Source organism: Tenacibaculum discolor, from assembly GCF_003664185.1.
Lineage (GTDB): Bacteria > Bacteroidota > Bacteroidia > Flavobacteriales > Flavobacteriaceae > Polaribacter > Polaribacter discolor.
In genome coordinates, this window is record NZ_RCCS01000005.1 from 437,802 (window position 1) to 459,766 (window position 21,965).

19 protein-coding genes are annotated in these 21,965 nt (G+C 32.6%); 10 read left to right on the forward strand and 9 right to left on the reverse strand.

Going from position 1 to position 21,965, the window contains the following annotated elements:
- Positions 1-61 precede the first annotated feature (61 nt).
- Positions 62-1,825 (reverse strand): APC family permease, encoded by a 1,764-nt coding sequence (locus tag C8N27_RS05495; RefSeq protein ID WP_121146579.1) that lies wholly within the window; start codon positions 1,823-1,825, stop codon positions 62-64.
- A 97-nt stretch (positions 1,826-1,922) separates the two neighbouring features.
- Positions 1,923-3,677, reverse strand: coding sequence for an aspartate--tRNA ligase (aspS, locus tag C8N27_RS05500; protein ID WP_099215087.1), 1,755 nt, complete (start codon positions 3,675-3,677; stop codon positions 1,923-1,925).
- A 115-nt stretch (positions 3,678-3,792) separates the two neighbouring features.
- On the opposite strand from aspS, the gene C8N27_RS05505 reads away from it, so the two are divergent.
- The 3 genes from C8N27_RS05505 to C8N27_RS05515 all read left to right on the forward strand — a co-directional run bounded on the left by C8N27_RS05505 (position 3,793) and on the right by C8N27_RS05515 (position 6,276).
- The gene (locus C8N27_RS05505; RefSeq protein ID WP_121146580.1) at positions 3,793-4,137 is read left to right on the forward strand and encodes a HopJ type III effector protein; all 345 of its coding nucleotides are present in this window, start codon (positions 3,793-3,795) and stop codon (positions 4,135-4,137) included.
- Between the two features lie 139 nt (positions 4,138-4,276).
- Positions 4,277-4,498, forward strand: a complete 222-nt coding sequence (locus tag C8N27_RS05510) for a hypothetical protein (RefSeq protein ID WP_121146581.1) — start codon at positions 4,277-4,279, stop codon at positions 4,496-4,498.
- A gap of 44 nt (positions 4,499-4,542) precedes the next feature.
- Complete coding sequence (locus tag C8N27_RS05515; protein WP_121146582.1) at positions 4,543-6,276, forward strand: M28 family peptidase; 1,734 nt, start codon at positions 4,543-4,545, stop codon at positions 6,274-6,276.
- Here C8N27_RS05515 and C8N27_RS05520 read toward each other — a convergent pair.
- From C8N27_RS05520 to pheS, 3 genes are all read right to left on the reverse strand, one after another.
- On the reverse strand, positions 6,263-7,627 hold the full coding sequence (locus C8N27_RS05520) for an alanine/glycine:cation symporter family protein (protein WP_121146583.1): 1,365 nt from the start codon (positions 7,625-7,627) through the stop codon (positions 6,263-6,265). The two genes, C8N27_RS05515 and C8N27_RS05520, sit on opposite strands and share 14 nt — an antisense overlap.
- Before the next feature lie 104 nt (positions 7,628-7,731).
- Positions 7,732-8,127 (reverse strand): hypothetical protein, encoded by a 396-nt coding sequence (locus C8N27_RS05525; RefSeq protein ID WP_121146584.1) that lies wholly within the window; start codon positions 8,125-8,127, stop codon positions 7,732-7,734.
- 73 nt (positions 8,128-8,200) lie between these two features.
- On the reverse strand, positions 8,201-9,220 hold the full coding sequence (pheS, locus tag C8N27_RS05530; RefSeq protein WP_121146585.1) for a phenylalanine--tRNA ligase subunit alpha: 1,020 nt from the start codon (positions 9,218-9,220) through the stop codon (positions 8,201-8,203).
- A gap of 191 nt (positions 9,221-9,411) precedes the next feature.
- On the opposite strand from pheS, the gene gdhA reads away from it, so the two are divergent.
- Entirely contained in the window at positions 9,412-10,755 is a 1,344-nt protein-coding gene (gdhA, locus tag C8N27_RS05535; RefSeq protein WP_099215094.1) for an NADP-specific glutamate dehydrogenase, read from the forward strand.
- A gap of 77 nt (positions 10,756-10,832) precedes the next feature.
- On the opposite strand, the gene C8N27_RS05540 is transcribed toward gdhA, so the two are convergent.
- Complete coding sequence (locus C8N27_RS05540) at positions 10,833-11,165, reverse strand: hypothetical protein (protein WP_147431703.1); 333 nt, start codon at positions 11,163-11,165, stop codon at positions 10,833-10,835.
- Between the two features lie 336 nt (positions 11,166-11,501).
- Between C8N27_RS05540 and C8N27_RS05545 the strand changes: the two genes are divergently transcribed.
- Complete coding sequence (locus tag C8N27_RS05545; RefSeq protein WP_121146587.1) at positions 11,502-12,461, forward strand: endonuclease/exonuclease/phosphatase family protein; 960 nt, start codon at positions 11,502-11,504, stop codon at positions 12,459-12,461.
- 50 nt (positions 12,462-12,511) lie between these two features.
- Here C8N27_RS05545 and glmS read toward each other — a convergent pair whose 3' ends face one another.
- Genes glmS through C8N27_RS05560 form a run of 3 tightly spaced genes read right to left on the reverse strand, consistent with a single transcriptional unit; the run spans position 12,512 to position 16,740 of the window.
- The gene (gene glmS / locus C8N27_RS05550; RefSeq protein ID WP_121146588.1) at positions 12,512-14,368 is read right to left on the reverse strand and encodes a glutamine--fructose-6-phosphate transaminase (isomerizing); all 1,857 of its coding nucleotides are present in this window, start codon (positions 14,366-14,368) and stop codon (positions 12,512-12,514) included.
- Between the two features lie 9 nt (positions 14,369-14,377).
- A complete protein-coding gene (locus C8N27_RS05555) occupies positions 14,378-15,925 on the reverse strand; it encodes a DUF4270 family protein (protein ID WP_121146589.1) in 1,548 nt (515 codons plus the stop codon).
- Positions 15,925-16,740, reverse strand: a complete 816-nt coding sequence (locus C8N27_RS05560; protein WP_121146590.1) for a glycogen/starch synthase — start codon at positions 16,738-16,740, stop codon at positions 15,925-15,927. The genes C8N27_RS05555 and C8N27_RS05560 overlap by 1 nt, the downstream gene beginning before the upstream one ends.
- Positions 16,741-16,836: 96 nt before the next feature.
- On the opposite strand from C8N27_RS05560, the gene panC reads away from it, so the two are divergent.
- The 5 genes from panC to C8N27_RS05585 all read left to right on the forward strand — a co-directional run bounded on the left by panC (position 16,837) and on the right by C8N27_RS05585 (position 21,942).
- Positions 16,837-17,688 carry a pantoate--beta-alanine ligase gene (panC, locus tag C8N27_RS05565; protein WP_121146591.1) on the forward strand — a complete coding sequence of 284 codons (852 nt, stop codon included), beginning with the start codon at positions 16,837-16,839 and terminating at the stop codon, positions 17,686-17,688.
- Positions 17,689-17,784: 96 nt separating this feature from the next.
- Complete coding sequence (panD, locus tag C8N27_RS05570; protein ID WP_028891458.1) at positions 17,785-18,135, forward strand: aspartate 1-decarboxylase; 351 nt, start codon at positions 17,785-17,787, stop codon at positions 18,133-18,135.
- Between the two features lies 1 nt (position 18,136).
- Positions 18,137-19,087 (forward strand): lysylphosphatidylglycerol synthase transmembrane domain-containing protein, encoded by a 951-nt coding sequence (locus tag C8N27_RS05575; RefSeq protein ID WP_121146592.1) that lies wholly within the window; start codon positions 18,137-18,139, stop codon positions 19,085-19,087.
- Positions 19,088-19,122: 35 nt separating this feature from the next.
- Complete coding sequence (gene radA / locus C8N27_RS05580) at positions 19,123-20,484, forward strand: DNA repair protein RadA (RefSeq protein ID WP_028891456.1); 1,362 nt, start codon at positions 19,123-19,125, stop codon at positions 20,482-20,484.
- Between the two features lie 105 nt (positions 20,485-20,589).
- Positions 20,590-21,942 carry a TlpA family protein disulfide reductase gene (locus C8N27_RS05585; RefSeq protein WP_121146593.1) on the forward strand — a complete coding sequence of 451 codons (1,353 nt, stop codon included), beginning with the start codon at positions 20,590-20,592 and terminating at the stop codon, positions 21,940-21,942.
- Positions 21,943-21,965: the final 23 nt, after the last annotated feature.

The window sequence follows — 21,965 nt, forward strand, 5'->3', positions numbered from 1 at the left end:
TTAAGAATACTTAAAGATACTACCCTCTTTTTGATTTATTAAATAAGAAGAAATATTTTTATTAAACGATTAATCGGACACCACCAAGCTCTTCAACTTTATAAGGAAATTTGTTACTTGGAGCTCCTATAAACATAAAATTAATAGGAATATTCCATTTTTCAGAAAGTTCTTTAATAAGTTCAGGACTAAATTTTCCTTGAACAACTTGAAAGTTTACTTTAATCTTTGGGTACTCTCTATCTAAAAAAGTAATCTCATTAGGTAAGTTTTCAGGAATTGTGTCTCCTTCATCAAGAGCTAATACAATTTTTATCTTTTTAGTGTGCTCATTTTTAATAATGTAGAGCATAACTTTATTAAGAGTAGCTATATTGTCTCCTTTGGTAAAAAAGACGAACTCTTGATCATTTATTTTGTTAATGGTTTTAGTAATTTTTTTGTCCATACTTGAAACGAGTCGTCTCAGAGGATTAAAAATAGCATAAATTATCTGGAGCACTAATTTTAATAAAGCAGTGCGGTTTAACATAATTATAATGAAAATTATGGTTGGAATAAAGTAATTTAAAAAGACTGAAGTATTGCTAGGTAAATCATCTTTTGGTTCCATTAAAATATTACCAGCTAAAGCACATAACACAGCAATTATAGCTAATAAAACAGAAGCCCAGGTTGCTTTTTCAGGTCTAGGAAGCTGATTTCTCCTTATCTTTAATAAGATGTTTCCTATCGCAAATAACGCCATTACCGATAAAAAAGAAATAGTATATACACCAGCTAATAAGCCAACATTTCCATTAGTTATTAGTAATACAGAAACAGCGAGGATAAAGAATAAAATAATAATTCGGTAAGAGCTACCTCTTTTATTCTTTTTTAAAAAGAATTGAGGCATAATTCGGTCTAATGTCATACGTTCCAGCAAACCAGTAACACCAACAAAACTCGTTAAAACGGCTCCACTTAATACTAAAAAAGCATCTATAGCTATAACGGCAGCAACCCAATCACCTCCAACATATTCTCCCATTTGAACTAATAAAGTATTTTGGTAATCAGCACTCTGTAAAACAGGGATTGCGAAAAGAGATAAGGCAAAAACAGCCATTAGAGGGTTAATGATACTTACAATTACCCACATGTTTTTTAACGTTTTTGGAAACACCCCTTTCTGTTGTTCTTCAACAAAGTTTGCAGAACTTTCAAAACCAGAAACTCCCAGCATTGAAGCTGCAAAACCAAAAAATATAGCATACCAAATACTGTTTTCTGATTGATGACCCCAGTTGCTAAAAAGAATGTCAATTCCGTTTTGAGACAAATAAATAAGGATAAAAAGGGCAAGAACGATTAACGATAGTAGGTGAAATAAAAAAATTCCGACAGCCACTTTAGCTGATTCCGTTATACCTCCAATAGTTAATAAAGCAAAAAACAATAATAGGCCAACAGTTGATATAATAATAGGCATTGAAGGAATTAAGTGATGCAGGTAATGAATTGCTTCATTGGCAGAAATAACAGCTGTAGCCATATAAGAAAGTATGGTAAGTGTTGCAGCAAAAGAAGCCATTAACTTACTGGTAGTATTAAGTAAAGCATTGTATGCGCCACCATTTAAAGGCATTGCACCAACTACTTCACCATAAATTTTCCGAAATAAAAATAATACTACTGATACGATTAATAGTGTTATCCATGCGTATTGACCAGCAAACGCGATAGCCAATGCTGATACATATAAAACAGAAGAGCTAATGTCGTTACCACAAATAGCAGTTGATTCTAGTTCATTAAGCTTTTTAGAAATAGCTTGTTTCATAATATGTTATTGGTTTGTTTTCGTGAAGTTTTTACCTTTTCAAGACGTAGATTAAAGGTAATAAAAAAACCCTGCAAATTTTGCAGGGTTTTTATTTTTATTCTTTTACATCTAATTTGATGCTTAATTCTTGTAGTTGCTCATCGTCTATAGTTGCAGGTGCATCGATCATTACATCGCGTCCTGAATTGTTTTTTGGGAAGGCAATAAAATCTCTAATTGTTTCTTGACCTCCTAAAATAGCTACCAATCTATCTAAACCAAAAGCTAAACCTCCGTGTGGTGGTGCTCCGTATTCAAAAGCATCCATTAAGAACCCGAACTGAGCTTTCGCTTCTTCTTCGGTAAACCCTAAATGCTTAAACATAATAGCTTGTGTTTCTTTATCGTGAATTCTAATAGAACCTCCACCAATTTCGTTTCCGTTTAACACTAAATCATAAGCGTTCGCCTTAACAGCTCCTGGATTGGTGTCTAATAACGCTAATTGTCCTGGTTTTGGAGAAGTAAAAGGATGGTGCATTGCGTGGTAGTGACCTGTTTCTTCATCTAATTCTAATAAAGGGAAATCGATTACCCATAACGGAGCAAACTCATCAGGTTTACGTAAACCTAAACGCTCAGCCATTTCCATACGTAAAGCGCTTAATTGTGCGCGAACTTTGTTAGTATTTCCTGAAAGCACACAAATTAAATCTCCTGCCTTCGCTCCTGTAGCTTCAGCCCATTTGGCTAAATCTTCTTGATCGTAGAATTTATCTACTGAAGATTTAAAGCTTCCGTCTTCGTTACACTTTACATATACCATTCCTAAAGCTCCTACTTGCGGACGCTTTACCCAATCGATTAATTTATCAATTTCTTTACGAGTATATGAAGCTCCTCCTGGTACAGCAATACCTACCACTAATTCTGCTGAATTAAATACTTTGAAATCTTTATGTTGTGCAACTTCATTTAACTCACCAAACTCCATTCCGAAACGAATGTCTGGTTTATCGTTACCATACTTACGCATTGCTTCATCAAACGTAATTCTTGGGAATTTTTCTACTTCAACTCCGTTGATTTCTTTTAATAAATGACGCGTCATTCCTTCGAAAATCTCTAAAATATCTTCTTGCTCAACAAACGCCATTTCACAGTCTATCTGTGTAAATTCTGGTTGACGGTCGGCACGTAAATCTTCATCTCTAAAACACTTTACAATCTGGAAGTATTTATCCATCCCACCTACCATTAACAACTGCTTAAAGGTTTGTGGAGATTGAGGTAATGCGTAAAATTGTCCTGCATTCATACGTGAAGGCACCAAGAAATCACGTGCTCCTTCTGGAGTAGATTTGATTAAATACGGAGTTTCCACATCAATAAATCCTTTGTCAGATAAATATTTGCGAACTTCCATTGATACTTTATGACGGAAAACCAAGCTGTTTTTTACTGGGTTACGACGGATATCTAAATAACGATACTTCATACGTAAATCTTCACCACCATCAGTTTCATCCTCAATAGTAAAAGGTGGTAACTTAGCTTCGTTTAAAATTTCCAAGTTCGATACTAAAACTTCTACATCACCTGTTGGAATATTGGCGTTTTTAGATTGACGCTCAATAACTTTACCAGTTACTTGTACTACAAACTCACGTCCTAAGGTCTTTGCTTTATCCATTAACTCTTTAGAAGTACGTTCTTCGTCGAAAATTAATTGTGTAATTCCGTAACGATCACGTAAATCTACCCAAATCATAAAACCTTTGTCACGTGATTTTTGTACCCAACCAGAAAGGGTAACTTCAGTATTGATGTGCGATGCTCTTAATTCACCACAAGTATGCGTTCTGTACATTTCTTGAAATTTTTGCTGTGCAAATTTAACTATAAATGTTAGTTTGTAAAAAATTACTACGAGTTAGTTTTTATGAGTTTTAATCTTTTGTTTTGTAGCGTAAAACCTTTTTAAAATGACATTAGAAAGATTTAAAGAAACGATACAAAGTACACCAGAAAAAGTTGAGTTTTCTGATACTATGTCAGTGATTGAAAACGTATATAATTTTACACCCACTGCCTTTAAAAATGGAGATTTATACAATGAAGCTGAAAAAAATCAAGGTTCATGTAAAGTGTTTTCGTTTGCTATACAACAGAGGTTCAGTAAAGAAGAAACCTTGGCTTGTTTTGGACAGTATTATTTTGAAGATGTTTTAAAAAATCCTGAAGGAATAGATCACCAAAACATTAGAAATTTTATAAAAACTGGTTTTGAAGGCCTATTTTTTGAAGGAGAGGCGCTAAAAAAACGTTAAGGATTTTTTAGAGAATTAGTCTACTTCTTCTATCTTAAATAAATGCTCCATAGTAATATCAAAAACCTAAGGTTACTTTTTATAAAGTAATAAGGGCTTTATTATTTATTTTTTGTAAATTATAGGGTAATGTGTGATTATGAAGAATCCGGTGATGTTTTGGGTGTTGTTTGTCACTATTTTTTTATTGGTGCTAACTGCTTTGGTCTATACTGATATAGGCTTTAGCTGGGTGTTTATACTTACAGTTATCGGTCAATTATTAGTAGTGTTAATGGTTTACAAAGTATTAAAAGACCATTACACCACCGATAAAACCTTTGAAGATTTTTATGAAGATTATCCGATAGGGAGAGAGTAAAACTATATTTAAAAAGTGTACTTTTAAAGCCACAAAATCCCGTTATGTTAAAAAAAATCTATCTATTATCTACCATTCTATTACTTATAAGTTGTAAGAAAGAAAAAGTTGTTCCAGTTTTAAACACCTCTAATTATTTTGATGTTTTAAATGAAGAATTTACGGGTGATTTGGCTTATGAAACAACTTCTTTTGTAGAAAAATATTGGCGTGTTGTTGGTAATACTGGCTTTAATAAAAGCGTATATAAAATTGCAGAAGAATTAGAAAAGTCAGGATTTGTTAAAGAAGATAGTGCTACGAGTAATGATATTTTAACCTACAGGATAGAAAAAAGACCCTTAAAAAATCCTACTTGGGAATCTGTGGATGCTTCTGTAAAAATAGTTGGAGAAGAGGTTCCTCTATTACAACATAGCACAAATAGGAATATGATAGCTTTAAATTCTTACAGTACACCAAAAGAAGGGGTTAATGCAGAGGTCGTTTATATTAAAGACTTAAAAAAGTTAAAGGATTTAGATGTAAAAGGGAAGATTGTTTTTGCTGAAACAAGTCCTCATAAAATTTTTAACCAAGCTATTGTAAAAGGAGGAGCTTTGGGATTAATAACCTATAGTAATCCAAAATATTTACAACCTCAAAAAAACACCACTTCTATTCAATTTAGAACTATCCCGTTAAATGAAGAAGTAAAATCTTGGGCAATTGCGATGTCTTACAAGGCTAAAGAAAAATTAAAAGAGGAATTGTTAAAAGGAAAAGTTTTTCTAAATGTACATATTGAAACGAATATCTATCCATCAGAAGAGTTAACAATTGTTGCAGATATTAAAGGAAATAAATATCCTAAAGAACGATTAGTTTTTAGTGCTCACATACAAGAACCTGGTGCAAATGACAATGCTACAGGTGTAGGTGTTGCTTTAGAAATGGCTACACTTACAGCTGAGCTTATCAAAAATAACATATTTATACCTAATAGAACCTTAACCTTTTTATGGGGAGATGAAATTATTTCTACAAACAGGTATGTAAAAGAAGATAGTATAAGGGTAAAGGATATTAAGTGGGGAATTTCTCTAGACATGGTAGGAGAAGATACCCAAAAAACGGGCGGTACTTTTTTAATTGAAAAAATGCCTGACCCTAGTGCTATTTGGACGAGAGGTAATGATAAACATACTGAGTGGGGAGGAAGAAAAATGAAACTTGAAGAAATGACTCCACACTATCTAAATGATTTTTTAATTGATAAATTCAAAGAGCAAGGAAAGAGAACAAATTGGGTAGTGAATACAAATCCGTTTGAAGGTGGTAGCGATCATGTACCTTTTTTAAAGAGAAACATTCCTAGTGTTTTATTCTGGCATTTTACCGACCAATTTTATCATACCGATAACGATCGAATAGATAAAGTGTCTCAAAAAACGCTAAAAAATGTTGGGATAGCTTCATTAGCTTCTGCTTATACTTTATTAAATGCGGATAGTACTACAGCAAAATCAATACTCCAAAATATTGAAAAAGCAGCTTTATCAAGACTTGAAGAAGAAAAGAAACAAAGTGAAATAGCATTAAAAAAAGGCGATTCATTATCAACACAACTATCAATTATTTCAGCATGGAAAGATTGGTATATTAACTCAACCAAAACAACATTAGATATGATAAAGGATTCACCAAAGCATCAAGAATATATAAAAGAAACGTCTAAAAAAATAGATTCTGCATCTTCTAAAATTATAGAAGAGCTAAAACTTATTAAAAAGAATTAGTCTTTAACTTCTGAAAATACTTTTTGGCTTCTTTTTTTACTTTAGGAGCTAAAATTAATGTTGAAATTACTGTTGGAATTGCCATTAGGGCATAAGCGCTATCAATTAAGTTAATTACAAAGTCTAGCTTTATAATAGAAGCGACAGCAATTGTAAAAATATAAATGTAGTTGTAATTCTTTCCTATTTTAGTGTTGGTCAAGAAGCTTAAACAACTCAACCCGTAAAAAGAGTAAGTAAATAACGTTGAAAAAGCAAAAATCAATACGCAAATAGTTAAAACAACACTCCCGATATTATGAGGAAGTACAGCATCAAACGCAGCTAAAGTCATAGAAATTCCGTTACCTTCAAAACCTTTCCAAACTCCCGAAGCCAAAATAGCTAGTGCGGTCAAAGAACAAACTAACAAGGTGTCAATAGCTGGGCCTAACATAGCAACCAATCCTTCACGAATAGGTTCTTTTGTTTTAGCTGTTCCATGCATCATAGGTGCAGTACCCAAACCAGCTTCATTAGAAAATGCAGCACGTTTTACTCCCGTAATTATCAATGCTCCTAAAGCACCACCCAAAACAGATTTTCCCGAAAAAGCATCTTCAAAAATTAAAGAAAAAATTGCAGGAACTTGTTCTAAACGTAACATCAAAATTGTTAAAACGGTGAGAAGATATACTACAACCATTACAGGAACTAGTTTTCCTGCAACACTACCAATTCGTTTTATTCCACCAAAAATCACCATGGCCACAATAATAGCAGTGGTGATACCTAATAATAATTTAGCTGTAAAATGATTGGTTTCTTGTACTTGAAAAACATCTACCAGTGTTTGCGTGAGTTGATTTGCTTGAAAAGCAGGTAAAGTTCCTATTAACCCCGCAGCAGAGAAAAATAAAGCTAAAGGTTTCCACTTTTTCCCTAACCCTTCAGTAATAACATACATTGGTCCACCTTTTACATTTCCGTTTTCATCAGTTCCACGATACATTACCGATAGGCTACAAGTAAAAAACTTGGTAGCCATACCTACAAAGGCACTCACCCACATCCAAAAAATAGCACCAGGGCCTCCAGTTGCAATAGCAATAGCAACTCCGCTTATATTTCCCATACCCACTGTAGCTGCAATGGCAGAAGATAAAGCTTCATAATGTGATAAATCTCCAGGAGAATCAGCTTTGTCATATTTTCCTCTTAAAATAGCAATGGCATGACCTATATATCTAAAAGGAATTAACCCAGAATACACAAATAGGTATAAACCGCCTCCTATGAGTAGTATTAATAATGGAATTCCCCATACCCAAGAAGAAAATTGAGTAACTAAGTCTTGAATGTTTGCAAACATAAAGTGATATTTTAAGCGAAAGTACTAAAAGTGAGTATAAACAAAAGAACGATAGCTGTGAATTAACAACTATCGTTCTTTTGTGTTTTTTATATATGTTATGTTTATTTACAAACGATTCCTCTTTTTCCTAAGAACTCAATATCCCTTAAAAAGCCTTCTTGAATAGTCTCGGCTTGAAAAATAAAGGTTTTGTCATGTAGTCTGTTGTTTTCAAAGAAAGTTACCTGAAAACGATTGTCTAAATCAAATAACTCAGGTTGCATTAATTCAAACTTTTGATAACTATTTGCGGGAAGTTTATCTATTTTTCTTCGAAAAACTGAAGTGGTTTTAGTGTCTGAGAATCCTTGAGAAACAATAACTACCATTTCTAAATCGACATCTTTCTTGTTAAGAATGTATACATTCCAATCCTCTTTATTATCAATTTCATTTGTTTCTAAAACAATGGCTATTTCTACACCTGTTATCTTAGGGATTTCTATATCTTTTTTCATTGAATACTTCTTTAAAAGGAAAGACGAAAGTTTAGTGCTTTCGTCTTTTATTTTGTTTGAATTTATCTTAAAATTAAATTACAGATTTAAACTGCTCTAAGAAACGCTTGTCATTTTCGTAGAACATACGAATATCTGGAATTTGGTATAACAACATTGCAATACGCTCAATACCCATTCCGAAGGCATAACCACTATACTTAGTTGGATCGATATTACAGTTCTTTAATACATTAGGATCTACCATACCACATCCCATAATCTCTAACCAACCAGTTCCTTTGGTAATTCTGTAGTCGGTTTCAGTTTCTAATCCCCAATAAATATCTACTTCAGCACTTGGCTCAGTAAATGGGAAATATGACGGACGTAAACGTATTTTAGATTTACCAAACATTTCTTTGGTAAAGTATAATAAGGTCTGTTTTAAGTCAGCAAAAGAAACATCAGTATCAATGTATAACCCCTCTACTTGATGGAATATACAGTGTGCACGTGCAGAAATATCTTCATTTCTAAACACACGCCCTGGAGAAATTGTACGAATTGGAGGTTTGTTGTTTTCCATATAGCGTACTTGTACCGATGAGGTATGTGTTCTTAACAACGTATCAGGATTCTTTTCAATAAAGAAAGTATCCTGCATATCACGTGCCGGATGATATTCTGGTAAGTTTAAAGCAGTAAAGTTGTGCCAATCATCTTCAATTTCTGGTCCTTCAGAAACAGTAAAACCAATACGGTTAAATACTTCGATAATTTGATTCTTTACTAATGAAATTGGGTGGCGAGAACCTAGGTTAATTGGCTCTGATGGACGTGTTAAGTCACCATAAACACCTTTTTCTTCAACAGCATTTTCTATAGCTTCTTTTAAAGTGTTTACTTTTTCTTCAGCAGAATTTTTAAGTAAATTAATGGTTTGCCCAAATTCTTTCTTTTGGTCGTTAGGTACATTTTTAAACTCAGCAAATAAATCTTTTAAAATTCCTTTGCTTCCTAAATACTTAATTCTAAATGTTTCTATTTCTTCTTTTGAAGTGGTATTAAAAGCATTTACCTCTCCAATCAATTCTTTTACCTTGTCTAACATAATCTTTCCAAAAGTTAAGGTGCAAATTTACGTTTTTTTGTGTAAAAAAAAGGACTTTTGGTTGTGTTTGCAAAAACACCAATAAAATAAGGGAAATAAACAGAAAAATAGAAATTAACGAATAGTAAAATAATTATATTTGCATAGTAAAATTGTTAATATTATAAAATAACAGAACAACAACTAAGTTTATGGAATCTAAGATACAAGCATTTATGGATTACGTAAAAGAGCGTAATACATATGAACCAGAGTTTTTGCAAGCTGTACATGAAGTAGCAGAAACAGTAATTCCGTTTATAGAAAATAATCCAAAATATCAAGGTAAGAAATTACTTGAGCGTATGGTTGAACCTGAACGTACTATTATGTTTAGAGTACCTTGGGTTGACGATAGCGGAGAAACTCAAGTAAACAGAGGATATAGAGTTGAGTTTAACTCAGCAATTGGTCCTTATAAAGGAGGGTTACGTTTTCACCCTTCAGTAAACTTATCAATCTTAAAATTTTTAGGATTTGAGCAAGTTTTCAAAAACTCATTAACAACATTACCTATGGGTGGTGGTAAAGGAGGATCTGACTTTAACCCTAAAGGAAAGTCTGATCGTGAAGTTATGGCGTTTTGTCAATCATTTATGACAGAATTAGCACGTCATATTGGTCCTGATACAGATGTTCCTGCTGGAGATATTGGTGTTGGTGGTCGTGAAATTGGTTACATGTTTGGTCAATACAAACGTTTACGTAACGAGTTTACCGGAGTATTAACTGGTAAAGGAGCTTCTTGGGGAGGTTCATTAATTCGTCCTGAAGCTACAGGTTATGGAGATGTGTACTTTGCTGAAAACATGTTAAAAACTAAAGGGGATTCTTTCGAAGGAAAAACTGTAGTTATTTCTGGTTCTGGTAACGTTGCACAGTATGCTACTGAAAAAGCCACTCAATTAGGAGCTAAAGTTGTTACTTTATCTGATTCATCAGGTTATATTTATGATGAAGATGGTATTGATGCTGAAAAATTAGCTTTTGTACAAGAGTTAAAGAATGTAAAACGTGGAAGAATTCATGAGTATGTAGAGAAATATCCATCAGCAAAATTCTTTAAAGGAGAAAGACCTTGGGGAACTAAGTGTGATGTAGCTTTGCCATGTGCAACTCAAAATGAGTTAAATGGAGAAGAAGCAAAAGCATTAGTTGATAATGGATGTATTTGTGTTGCTGAAGGAGCAAACATGCCGTCTACTCCAGAGGCTATTGAAGTGTTTCACAATGCAAAAATCTTATTTGCACCAGGGAAAGCTTCAAATGCAGGAGGTGTAGCAACATCTGGATTAGAAATGTCTCAAAACTCTTTACGTTTATCTTGGACTCGTGAAGAAGTAGATAGTAAGTTACACTCTATTATGAATAATATTCACGAAGCTTGTGTAAAATATGGTACACAAGAAGATGGATATGTTGATTATGTTAAAGGAGCAAATATTGCTGGTTTTGTTAAGGTTGCTGATGCAATGCTTGATCAAGGAGCAGTATAATCTACAGAACAATAAATAAAATCAAAGCCTCATAGAATTCTATGAGGCTTTTTTATTAGGGAATAATCGGGTAGTAATTATTTATTGCTACTTTTTTCTATGATTAAAGGCATCTTATAGATATGGTTCTTTACCGTTAATTCCTTATTTATAAGTTTATAATTTAATCTACTTTTTACATAGTGACAAACTTGTTCTGTATCACAGTTAACGTTCAAAATAACGATCTCGCCTTTTTTGTTTATTAAAAACTCTACAGTAGTTTTTACTTCCTTATCAAGAACAAAATTAGGGTTACCTAATAGTTCAACGATTTTTGATCTTATTTGCTCTTTTGCAGGGTTCTCGTTTGTTGAAAATACTGATGTACTCATTAGAGTAATGAATATTAATACAAATAACTTTTTCATTTTTTAAGTTTTAGGGTTTGTTTTTAAGTTTGTTTGTTAAAATTTAACGATATAAAAGTATTGTAAATGAGTTTTTTAAGGTGTTATTTTTAATTAATAAAATATTGTTTTAAAGTAAAGTATATAAGCGTTTTATAACTTTTTTACATATAATTAATATTGAAGATATTTCTATTTTTTACTTCCCTTTTTTGATGAATTTTAAATAAATCAGTGGTTTTTATTAAAATCTATAAATTTATTTTCTAGCTTTATATAATTCGTTAATCACTAAGGTTAGTTTTATGTTATAAAATCCATTCATTTTTGTACTTTCGAGAGGTAAACAAATCTTAAATGATATCAAATAGAAGAAGAAATAGGTACACCGTTGCTTTTTATAATGTCGAAAATTTATTTGACACTGTTGATAATCCTAATACCTATGACAATGATTATACGCCAAACGGTAAATTAAGATGGAGTAGGAAGAAATATAATCATAAACTTAGAAAAATTACATCTGTTATTAGTCAGCTTGGGAATAACCAATCTGCTCATCCACCAGTTATTGTTGGTTTGGTGGAAGTTGAAAATGCCAAAGTTGTAAAAGACTTAGTAAAGCATAAAAATCTATCAAAGTTTAATTACGACTATGTTCATTACGATTCACCAGATGAAAGAGGTATTGATGTTGCTTTGATGTATAATAAAGATTTCTTTGAAGTGATATTCTCTGAAACATATCCACTTTCACTAACAGATGATGAAGGTGATGTAGATTATACGCGTGATTTGTTAGTGGTTAAGGGAATGTTTAATGATGAAGTAGTACATGTTTTAATTAATCATTGGCCTTCACGAAGAGAAGGAGAAACAGAAACCGAAAAAAATAGAATTAAGGCAGCTCAATTGACTCGTAGTGTTATGGATAAGATTAAAGAGGAAGAAAGTGCTCCGAAATTCATTGTTATGGGAGATTTTAATGATAATCCAATAAATAAAAGTATTGAAGATCATTTAATGTCTGAAGACTTGTATAATCCAATGAAACCTTTGTATGAAAGAGGAATAGGAACCACAACACATTATAAAAAATGGCATTTGTTTGATCAAATTATTTTTTCAAGAGATTTTTTTGATATGGAAAAAAGTAAGCACAGTTTTTTACATGCTAAGGTTTATAATAGAGATTGGTTAAAAATATACAAAGGGAAATATGAAGGAAGTCCATTTAGAACTTTTATAGGACCTTTTTACAAAGGAGGCTTTTCAGATCATTTTCCTATATATATAACCCTTGAAAAAGAAGTATAAAAAAATCCTGAGAAATTTCTCAGGATTTATATTTTAAATAAAATCGATTGTTATTCAACAGTAACCGATTTAGCTAAGTTTCTTGGTTGATCAACATTTTTGCCTAACATAACTGCTATATGGTATGACAGTAATTGAAACGGTATTGTTGTTAATAAAGGAGAAAAAGCTTCTTCTGTGTCTGGAATTTCAATTACATGGTCAGCTATTTCCTTAACAGTTTCATCACCTTCAGTAACGATTGCTACTATTTTTCCGCTACGAGACTTAATTTCTTGAATATTACTTACTACTTTCTCATAATGACCTCTACTTGTAGCAATCACAAAAACAGGCATGTTTTCATCAATTAAAGCAATAGGTCCGTGCTTCATTTCAGCTGCAGGATAACCCTCAGCATGGATATAAGAGATTTCTTTTAATTTTAAAGCTCCTTCTAAAGCCACAGGAAAATTAAACCCTCTACCTAAATATAGGCAGTTTTTAGCGTCTTTATAAACGGCCGCTATTTCTTTAACTTGGGCATCAATTTTTAATAAACTTTCTACCTGAGCAGGAATTTGCTGCATCGTTTGTAAATAAGTATTCACAGCAGATGTAGATAAAGTTCCTTTAGCTTGAGCTAGCTTTAAAGCAATTAATGAAAGTACTGTTATTTGTGTTGTAAATGCTTTGGTTGACGCTACACCAATTTCAGGTCCAGCATGTGTATAAGCACCAGCATGTGTTTCTCTAGCGATAGAAGAACCTACTACATTACATATACCAAAAACAAAAGCCCCTTTAGATTTAGCTAATTTAATAGCTGCTAAAGTATCAGCAGTTTCTCCAGACTGAGAAATAGCAATCACTACATCTTTTGGGGAAATAATAGGGTTACGGTATCTAAATTCTGAAGCATACTCAACCTCAACAGGAATGCGAGCCATGTCTTCAAAAAGATATTCTCCTACTAAACCAGCGTGCCAAGAAGTACCACATGCTACAATAATAATTCTGTCAGCGTTTAAGAACTTAGACATATTATCATCAACACCTGCCATTTTTATAATTCCTTCGTTGGCAAGCATTCTACCTCTATAGGTATCTATAATAGCTTTAGGTTGTTCGTAAATTTCTTTTAGCATAAAGTGATCATAACCACCTTTTTCTATTTGTTCAAGGCTTAATTGTAATTTTTGAATATTCGTATCAATTTCTTTATCACTCTCAATTTTACGAACCTTAATCCCTTTGTCCTTTTTTATAATGGCTAATTCACCATCTTCAAGGTAAATAGCATCTTTTGTATATTCAATAAAAGGAGAAGCATCTGAGGCAACAAAAAACTCTTCATTGTTCTTTCCAACTCCAATAGCAATAGGACTACCTAATCGAGCTACGACTAACTCATTAGGCTTTGTTTTGTCAAAAACAGCAATTGCATAAGCTCCAATAACATTAGTTAAAGCTAATTGGACTGCTTTTCCTAGCTTGCACCCTTCACTTTTTTTAATTTCTTCAATAAGGTTTACTAAAACTTCTGTATCTGTATCACTCTTGAATTCATAACCTCTTGAGATTAACTCTTTCTTAATGGTATCGTAGTTTTCTATAATTCCATTATGAACAATTACGATGTTTCCAGATTGAGAAAAATGTGGGTGAGAATTTACATCGTTAGGAACACCATGAGTTGCCCAGCGAGTATGACCAATTCCTATATTTCCTTTTTTTCTTTTCTCTTCTTTATTTGTAATTACTTCTAAGTCAGAAACCTTTCCTTTTGTTTTTGATAAGTGCATTGTTTCACCATCATACATCATGATTCCAGCACTATCGTAACCTCTATACTCTAATCGCTTAAGCCCATTAATTACAATTGGGTAAGCTTCTCTATGTCCAATATATCCTGTAATTCCGCACATAACAACTTGTTATTTTTCTTTTGAATATGATATTTTTAAAACGGCTCTTTTGTTTCCATTAGCAGTTCCATCACCATTAAGCAATGTTACTGCTCTCGGGTTCCAGTTATAAGATTTAACAGAAGTTGTCAAAACATTATTGTTAACGGGTACATCTGTAGGGTTATATACTTTTAAAACTAAAGGATCAGTAGTTGTGTTTTCATCTCCTGATAATAGTTTAGAAATATAATCAGTAATTCTAAATGTATATTTTTCAGGATTTTTATCTTCAGTTTTCTCTAAAAGACCTCCAAAAGAAGTAGGGTCAACATAAGCATCTGTTAACTGAGTTGGTGAAATGCCACCTGTTTCATTTTTCTTATTTTGATATAAGAATAATCGCTGAGGAATAATATCAGCATCATTATTAATTGCTTGATTTATATAAAAAGTAAGAGAAGCATCATTGATTAACCAATTATTGCTTTTTAACTCTTGAACTTTAGTTTCGTCTAAAACTTTAACTTTAGCCATACTTCCAGCAGTTCCTTGAATAACAAAATTATTAGCAGGAGCAGAGGTTGTAGCAGGAGACATTTTGTAATGACTATTTCTTATACCTGAAAGAGAGAAAGAATACTTTTTTTGAAGAGTATCTTTAACGGCAGTACCATCTACTTCAGATATAGTGTAGTGAAAATCTACAGATGGAGTAGGTGAAGAAGCTAGGTTTAATGGAACAAGTGATCCATCACTTCCAGTTGCAACTATTTTAATCCCTCTAAAATAATCATCAAAAACTTCTTTAGATGCAAACTCTCCACTATGAAATTTATCCCAAAATAAAGCTTTCATTTTTGCCATATCTAAAGGAATTGCTAAAAAAGGAACTTTAAGTTTTTGTGAGTTTATGACTCTAACAGTATCTTTATAAGTAGTTGTACTTGTTAATGAAGAGGATCTGTCAATTCTATCAAAAATGAATGTAGTGTCTGTAGCTTTGGGTTTTAATTCATAAATACCACCTTCGCTTAATACATTATTTCCTAAGTATTCTTTATCAGAAAAGAAAGTGTTTCTTTTAGATGGATCACTAGGGTCTAATGTATTTAAGTATGTTTCATTTTGGAATACCTGAATATTGGTTGCAATATCAGGATTACCTAAAATAGAATCTAATTTAAAACTTGTAACTCCATCTGTTGTACCTGTAGAGGTAGCTTGGTATGGAATTTTTAAGATAACCTTATCAAGATTGAATACAGTTGTGTCAGTATCTTTATTGTTTAAGTTTGAGATATAACCAAGTTGAGAAATGATTGAGGCTTCAATTTTTTCTGCATTAGGGTTATTGTATACGCCAAGCCAATAATCACTGATACTAGCGTTAATATTGTCGGCTTGTACACTTTCTATATCTATAGGTGTTATTTCAACATCCAATAATATTTCTCCTGTTTCAAACTTATCGTTGTTAACAACGTTTGTTCCAACCTCACTAAAATCTTTTTCACAAGATGTAATAGCTGCTAAACATAGCAAGCTAATACCAAGTACACCAATTTTTCTAATCATTATTCGCTTAATTCTAAAACGTTTTCTTTATAAAATTCTAAATATGCTTCAGTTAAAGTTTCCTCTGATTGGAAATCTAGAACCTTTACATTGCTTTCTTCAATGAAAGTTTCAATTTCTTCAGGTAAAACTTCGCTACCTTTTATAATAGCATCTGAATTTTCAATAGCGCTCTTTAAAATGTTAGTATGGCTTGGTGTTTCTATTGTAGCCACTTTAGAATCTTCAATTTTATCAAAGCGAACTTTGTTAGCTAATTCTTTACCCAAATCCTCAATATCACTATTGTAAAGCGAAGTTACAATCTTGCTCTCAGCAAACAATGGTTCCTCCTTATAAAATTCTCTTAAATATAATGGAAGTAACGAAGCCATCCATCCGTGAACATGAATAATATCAGGAGCCCAGTTTAGCTTCTTAACAGTTTCAACAACACCTTTGGCGAAGAAAATCATACGTTCATCATTGTCGTCAAATAGTTTGTCATCTTCGTCAGAATATACAGCCTTACGCTTAAAATATTCGTCATTGTCAATAAAATAAACTTGCATCCTTTCTTTAGGTATAGAAGCAACTTTAATTATTAGCGGCATATCCATGTCGTTAATAATCAAGTTCATACCCGATAGACGAATAACTTCATGTAACTGATGCCTTCGCTCGTTAATAACCCCAAAACGAGGCATAAATATACGGGTTTGAATTCCTTTAGAATGTGCATTTTTAGCAACGTTAAATGCGGTAGACGATAATTCTGTTTCTGGTAAATATGGTGTTACCTCTGATGAAACATATAAAATTCTCTTATCCTTCATTAAATCGGTCTCTTTTATTGAAGGTGCAAAAATACGAAATTTAATGCAAAAATCGTGTTAAATTGCTAATTTTGCATGCATTTCAATAAAATAACAATGAAAATTTTTACAAGTAAATCCGAAATAAAAGAGTTTTTATCCGCTCTAAAAATGGATAAAAAGTCAATCGGGTTTGTCCCAACTATGGGAGCACTACACCAAGGGCATTTATCGCTTATTAAGAGAGCGAAAAAAAAGAAGGATATTGCTGTAGTTAGTATTTTCGTAAACCCTACACAGTTTGATAACAAAGAAGATTTGGACAAATACCCTAAAACGTACGAAAGTGATGTAGCGTTGTTGGAATCTGTAGATTGTGATGTGTTATTCTTTCCTTCAGTAGAAGAAATATACGCCGAAAATGTAACTTCTGAAGAGTTTGATTTTGATGGGTTAGAACATCAAATGGAAGGGAGATTTAGAGATGGTCATTTTGATGGTGTTGGAACAATAGTAAAAACTTTATTTGAAATTGTAGAGCCAGATACTGCGTATTTTGGCAAAAAAGATTTTCAGCAATTACAAATTATTAAAAAGTTAGTCGAAAAATATAATTTACCAGTAAAAATTAAAGGAAGACCAATTTTTAGAGAAGATGACGGGTTAGCTATGAGCTCTCGAAATACGAGATTAACAAAAGAACACCGTGAAGCTGCACCATTTATTTATAAAACATTAAAAAAAGCAAAAAAGAAATTTGGAGCAAAAAGTCCTGAAGATTTAACCCAATGGGTAGAAAAGCAATTCAAAAAACATCCATTACTTGAATTGGAATATTTTACCATTGCAGATGAGGAAACATTACAAACTGCAAAAGAGATTAAAGAAAATAAACAGTATCGTGCTTTTATAGCTGTTTTTGCTGGAGACATTCGCTTAATAGATAATATTCGTTTAAAGAATAATTAAAAAGTTAATGTTTAAGCTTAAGAATGAGCTTTGTAATAATGTTAAAATCATCAAAAAACAACTTAGTATTCATTAAAAAACAACTATTTTTGCAGCATGTTAGTACAAGTAGTAAAATCTAAAATACACCGTGTTAAAGTTACAAATGCGGATTTAAACTATATAGGAAGCATAACCATTGATGAAGATTTAATGGATGCTGCTGGAATTATTGAAGGAGAACGTGTTCAGATTGTGAATAACAATAATGGAGAGCGTTTAGAAACATATGCAATTCCAGGACCAAGAAAAAGTGGTGAAATTACTTTAAATGGAGCAGCAGCCCGTAGAGTTCAAAAAGGAGATGTGCTTATCTTAATTGTATATGCTTTTATGGAGTTAGAAGAAGCCAAAAAGTTTAAACCACAATTAGTATTTCCTAACGAAGAAAACAACTTGCTAGAATAGTTTGAGTTTATCAGTCAAAAAAATTACAAAAATACTATTACCTCTCATTTTGGGAGGTTTTTTAGTTTGGTATTCATTATCAAAAATTTCAATTGAAACCTTAGTTCAATATTTTAAAGATGCTAATTACGGTTGGATAGCTTTAGGATTGTTCTTTGGGGTGTTAAGTCATCTATCTCGTGCTTATCGCTGGAAGTTTTTACTTGAGCCAATGGGCTATAAACCAGATTTTGGTAATAGTACCATGGCGGTTTTAGTAGCATATTTAGTGAATTATGCAGTGCCAAGAGCAGGGGAAGTTTCTCGAGCAGCAGTGATGACTAACTATGAAAATATTCCATTTGAAAAAGGTTTCGGAACCATCGTTGCCGAACGAATGGCAGATTTGTTAATGATGTTGAGTATTATAGCTATTACCCTTTTTGTACAATTCGATTTTATTTTTGAATTATTAACTAAAAACTTTGATCCGATAAAAATTGGGATTCTTTTAGGAGGTTTGGTGCTGGTATTTGTGATTTTTACACGTTTTGTAAAAAAGGCACAATCAGGAATTGGACTAAAAATTAAAAATTTTGTAGCAGGACTTGTTGAGGGAGTTACTAGCATTTTGAAAATGAAGCGCAAACGGGCATTCATTTTTCATACCGTATTTATTTGGGTAATGTATGTGTTAATGTTTTGGGCAACCATTCCAGCAATTGACGGATTACATGTTCCATTAGGAGGTATTTTAATTGGGTTTATCGCTGGTGGATTTGCAATTGCTGCAACTAACGGGGGTATAGGTTTATATCCAGTTGCTGTAGCAGGGGCTTTAGCTTTATTCGGAATAGCAGAAGAACCCGCAACTGCTTTTGGTTGGATTATGTGGACTGCTCAAACGGCTATGATTATTGTCTTTGGAGGATTGGCATTTTTGTTCTTACCCATCTATAATAAAAACAAATAGTTTTCTTTTCTTTGTAAGTAAATCTTACAAATAGAATGGCAAAAACCAAAACAACTTTTTTCTGTCAAAACTGCGGAGCACAACATGCACAATGGGTGGGGCAATGTGGCTCTTGTAAACAATGGAATACTATTGTTGAAGAAGTCATTCAAAAAGAAGAAAAGAGAAGTTGGAAATCACCTGAAAATAAGCAAAAAAGAGTAGCGAAGCCGTTGCGAGTTGATGAGATTCGACTAAATCCAGAAGAACGTTTTGGAACGAAGAATCAAGAATTAGACACTGTTTTGGGTGGCGGATTGGTGAAAGGAGCTGTTGTGTTACTGGGAGGAGAGCCTGGAATTGGTAAATCAACCTTATTGTTACAAATCGCCTTACAAATTCCACAAAAAGTGTTGTATGTTTCTGGGGAAGAAAGTCAGTCGCAGATAAAAATGCGTGCTGAGCGTGTAGAAGGGAAAAATCCTAACTGTTTAATTCTTACCGAAACTAATACCCAGCAGATTTTTAAAAATATAGAAGAAGTTCAGCCCGATGTGTTGGTAATCGATTCTATCCAAACCTTGCATACCAATTCTATTGAAGCTTCGCCAGGAAGTATATCACAAATACGAGAAACATCCGCAGAACTCATCAAATTTGCGAAAGAAACAGCAACTCCAGTGTTGTTAATAGGGCATATTAATAAAGAAGGGCATATTGCAGGGCCAAAGATTTTAGAACACATGGTAGATGTGGTGTTGCAATTTGAAGGAGACAGAAATCATACTTACCGAATTTTACGCTCGCAAAAAAACCGTTTTGGTTCTACGGCTGAATTAGGAATCTACGAAATGTTATCAGATGGATTGAGAGAAGTATCAAATCCTTCAGAAATTTTAATCTCAAAAAAAGATGCCGATTTAAGTGGTACAGCCATTGCATCCACCTTAGAAGGTATTCGTCCTTTAATGATCGAAATTCAAGCCTTGGTTTCAACAGCAGTTTATGGAACGCCACAACGAACTACTACAGGATATAACCTAAAACGTTTACACATGATTTTAGCAGTGCTAGAAAAGCGTGCAGGTTTCAAACTAGGGGCAAAAGATGTGTTTTTAAATGTTACAGGTGGAATTCATGTGGATGATCCCGCGATAGACTTAGCAGTTGTAGCAGCGATTTTATCATCAAATCAAGATTTAGCGATTAGTCCAGATGTGTGTTTTGCTGCTGAAGTTGGTTTAGCTGGTGAAATTAGACCTGTTTCCAAGATAGATCAGCGTATTACCGAAGCTGAAAAGTTAGGGTATAAAACGTTTGTAACCTCAAAATACAATAAGATTACGAGTAAAAATCATTCGATAAAACTGATTTTAGTAAGTAAGATTGAAGAAGCTTTTGCTACGTTGTTTGCTTAAGAGAGGAGTGTGTTTGCAATGTGTTAAAATTATTAGTCTTTGGTGTATGGTAATGAAATAGATTGTTACCTTTAGCGCGTTTTTTGTAATTAATTACCAACACAAATGAGTAAGTTTATCCATACTTTTTTTGCAGTTTTTATTAGCTTATCTGCAATTGGAAATTCAGGAAAAATAAATATTTCAGGACAAGTAAAGAATCATTTATCTGATCCGATTACTATTACATACCTTAATAATCAAAAACTAACATCTATAGAACTTGATGTTGATGGTAAATTTAGTATTTCTGTTGAAATAGAAGGAGGTTATTATTTCCTTAAATATGGACGTAATAACATTTACATTTATCTTAACCCTAAAGATGAGTTGAGTGTTTTTTTTGATGCTAAAAACTTTAAAGAAACTCTTGCTTTTAAAGGTAAAGGAGCAATACGAAATAAATACCTTGCTAAGAAAGCAAAAGTAGAAGAAGAGCTAACCAAAGATTTTGAAGCTTTTTATAAAGTAGATGAAACAGGATATCTCAAGAACTTAATGAAAATTAAAAATACCCATTTAAATTTATTATCTCAATATGATGTTGGGAGATTTTTTATAAAAGAGGAAAAAAAATCATTAGAATATGAAAGACTTCTTAAAATTCAAAATTATAAATCAAATTATAAGTTTTATTTAGGAGATGATATTATACTCTCAGAGAATTTTTATGAGCCAATAAAAAAAGTGAATCTCAATAATGATAAGGATTATAAAAAACAGTTATACTTTCGTTATTTGGTGAATTCTGTTTGGAGTAAACGTATAGATGCAGCCCCTAGTGTAGATGAAATGTTAAATGTTTTACGTAGGGTTCCGTCAAAAGAATTGGCTATTAGTTTAGTAAATGGGTTTTATTCTAAAATAACAATCAAGGAGGATCGTGCAAAAGATTATCTTGATCTTATTAGAAGGGTTACCAATCATCAACCTTTTATTGAAGCAGTTGAAAAAAAATATGAGAAAATAATTAATTCAAAAGTATTAAACGTAGGAGATGCTTCACCAGAGTTTAGTTTTGAGGATATAGGAGGGGAAGTGTTTAGTTTAAGGGATTTTAAAGGGAAGTATGTTTACATTGATGTTTGGGCAACTTGGTGTACACCTTGTATTAAACAAATTCCTTATCTCAAGGAATTAGAGAAGCGTTATCATGATAAGAATATTGTATTTGTGAGTATTTCTGTCGATAAGAAAGAGGATAAGGATACATGGAAAAATATGATAAACGATAAAGCACTAGTAGGGGTGCAATTATTTGCTGATAAATCATTTGAGAGTGATTTTATGAATGCCTACGCAGTAACTTCTATTCCTCGTTTTATTTTGATTGATCCTCAAGGTAAGGTTGTAACAACCGAAGCACCGAGGCCTTCTTTTGATAAGACAAAAACTCTTTTGGATGAACTGTTGAATTAGAGGTCTAACTTTTTAAAGTATTA

Coding starts and splice junctions, on each gene's coding strand:
- C8N27_RS05495 (WP_121146579.1), bottom strand. CDS start 1,825: ATGAAACAAGCTATTTCTAAAAAGCTTAATGAACTAGAATCAACTGCT.
- aspS (WP_099215087.1), bottom strand. CDS start 3,677: ATGTACAGAACGCATACTTGTGGTGAATTAAGAGCATCGCACATCAAT.
- C8N27_RS05505 (WP_121146580.1), top strand. CDS start 3,793: ATGACATTAGAAAGATTTAAAGAAACGATACAAAGTACACCAGAAAAA.
- C8N27_RS05510 (WP_121146581.1), top strand. CDS start 4,277: ATGAAGAATCCGGTGATGTTTTGGGTGTTGTTTGTCACTATTTTTTTA.
- C8N27_RS05515 (WP_121146582.1), top strand. CDS start 4,543: ATGTTAAAAAAAATCTATCTATTATCTACCATTCTATTACTTATAAGT.
- C8N27_RS05520 (WP_121146583.1), bottom strand. CDS start 7,627: ATGTTTGCAAACATTCAAGACTTAGTTACTCAATTTTCTTCTTGGGTA.
- C8N27_RS05525 (WP_121146584.1), bottom strand. CDS start 8,127: ATGAAAAAAGATATAGAAATCCCTAAGATAACAGGTGTAGAAATAGCC.
- pheS (WP_121146585.1), bottom strand. CDS start 9,220: ATGTTAGACAAGGTAAAAGAATTGATTGGAGAGGTAAATGCTTTTAAT.
- gdhA (WP_099215094.1), top strand. CDS start 9,412: ATGGAATCTAAGATACAAGCATTTATGGATTACGTAAAAGAGCGTAAT.
- C8N27_RS05540 (WP_147431703.1), bottom strand. CDS start 11,165: ATGAAAAAGTTATTTGTATTAATATTCATTACTCTAATGAGTACATCA.
- C8N27_RS05545 (WP_121146587.1), top strand. CDS start 11,502: ATGATATCAAATAGAAGAAGAAATAGGTACACCGTTGCTTTTTATAAT.
- glmS (WP_121146588.1), bottom strand. CDS start 14,368: ATGTGCGGAATTACAGGATATATTGGACATAGAGAAGCTTACCCAATT.
- C8N27_RS05555 (WP_121146589.1), bottom strand. CDS start 15,925: ATGATTAGAAAAATTGGTGTACTTGGTATTAGCTTGCTATGTTTAGCA.
- C8N27_RS05560 (WP_121146590.1), bottom strand. CDS start 16,740: ATGAAGGATAAGAGAATTTTATATGTTTCATCAGAGGTAACACCATAT.
- panC (WP_121146591.1), top strand. CDS start 16,837: ATGAAAATTTTTACAAGTAAATCCGAAATAAAAGAGTTTTTATCCGCT.
- panD (WP_028891458.1), top strand. CDS start 17,785: ATGTTAGTACAAGTAGTAAAATCTAAAATACACCGTGTTAAAGTTACA.
- radA (WP_028891456.1), top strand. CDS start 19,123: ATGGCAAAAACCAAAACAACTTTTTTCTGTCAAAACTGCGGAGCACAA.
- C8N27_RS05585 (WP_121146593.1), top strand. CDS start 20,590: ATGAGTAAGTTTATCCATACTTTTTTTGCAGTTTTTATTAGCTTATCT.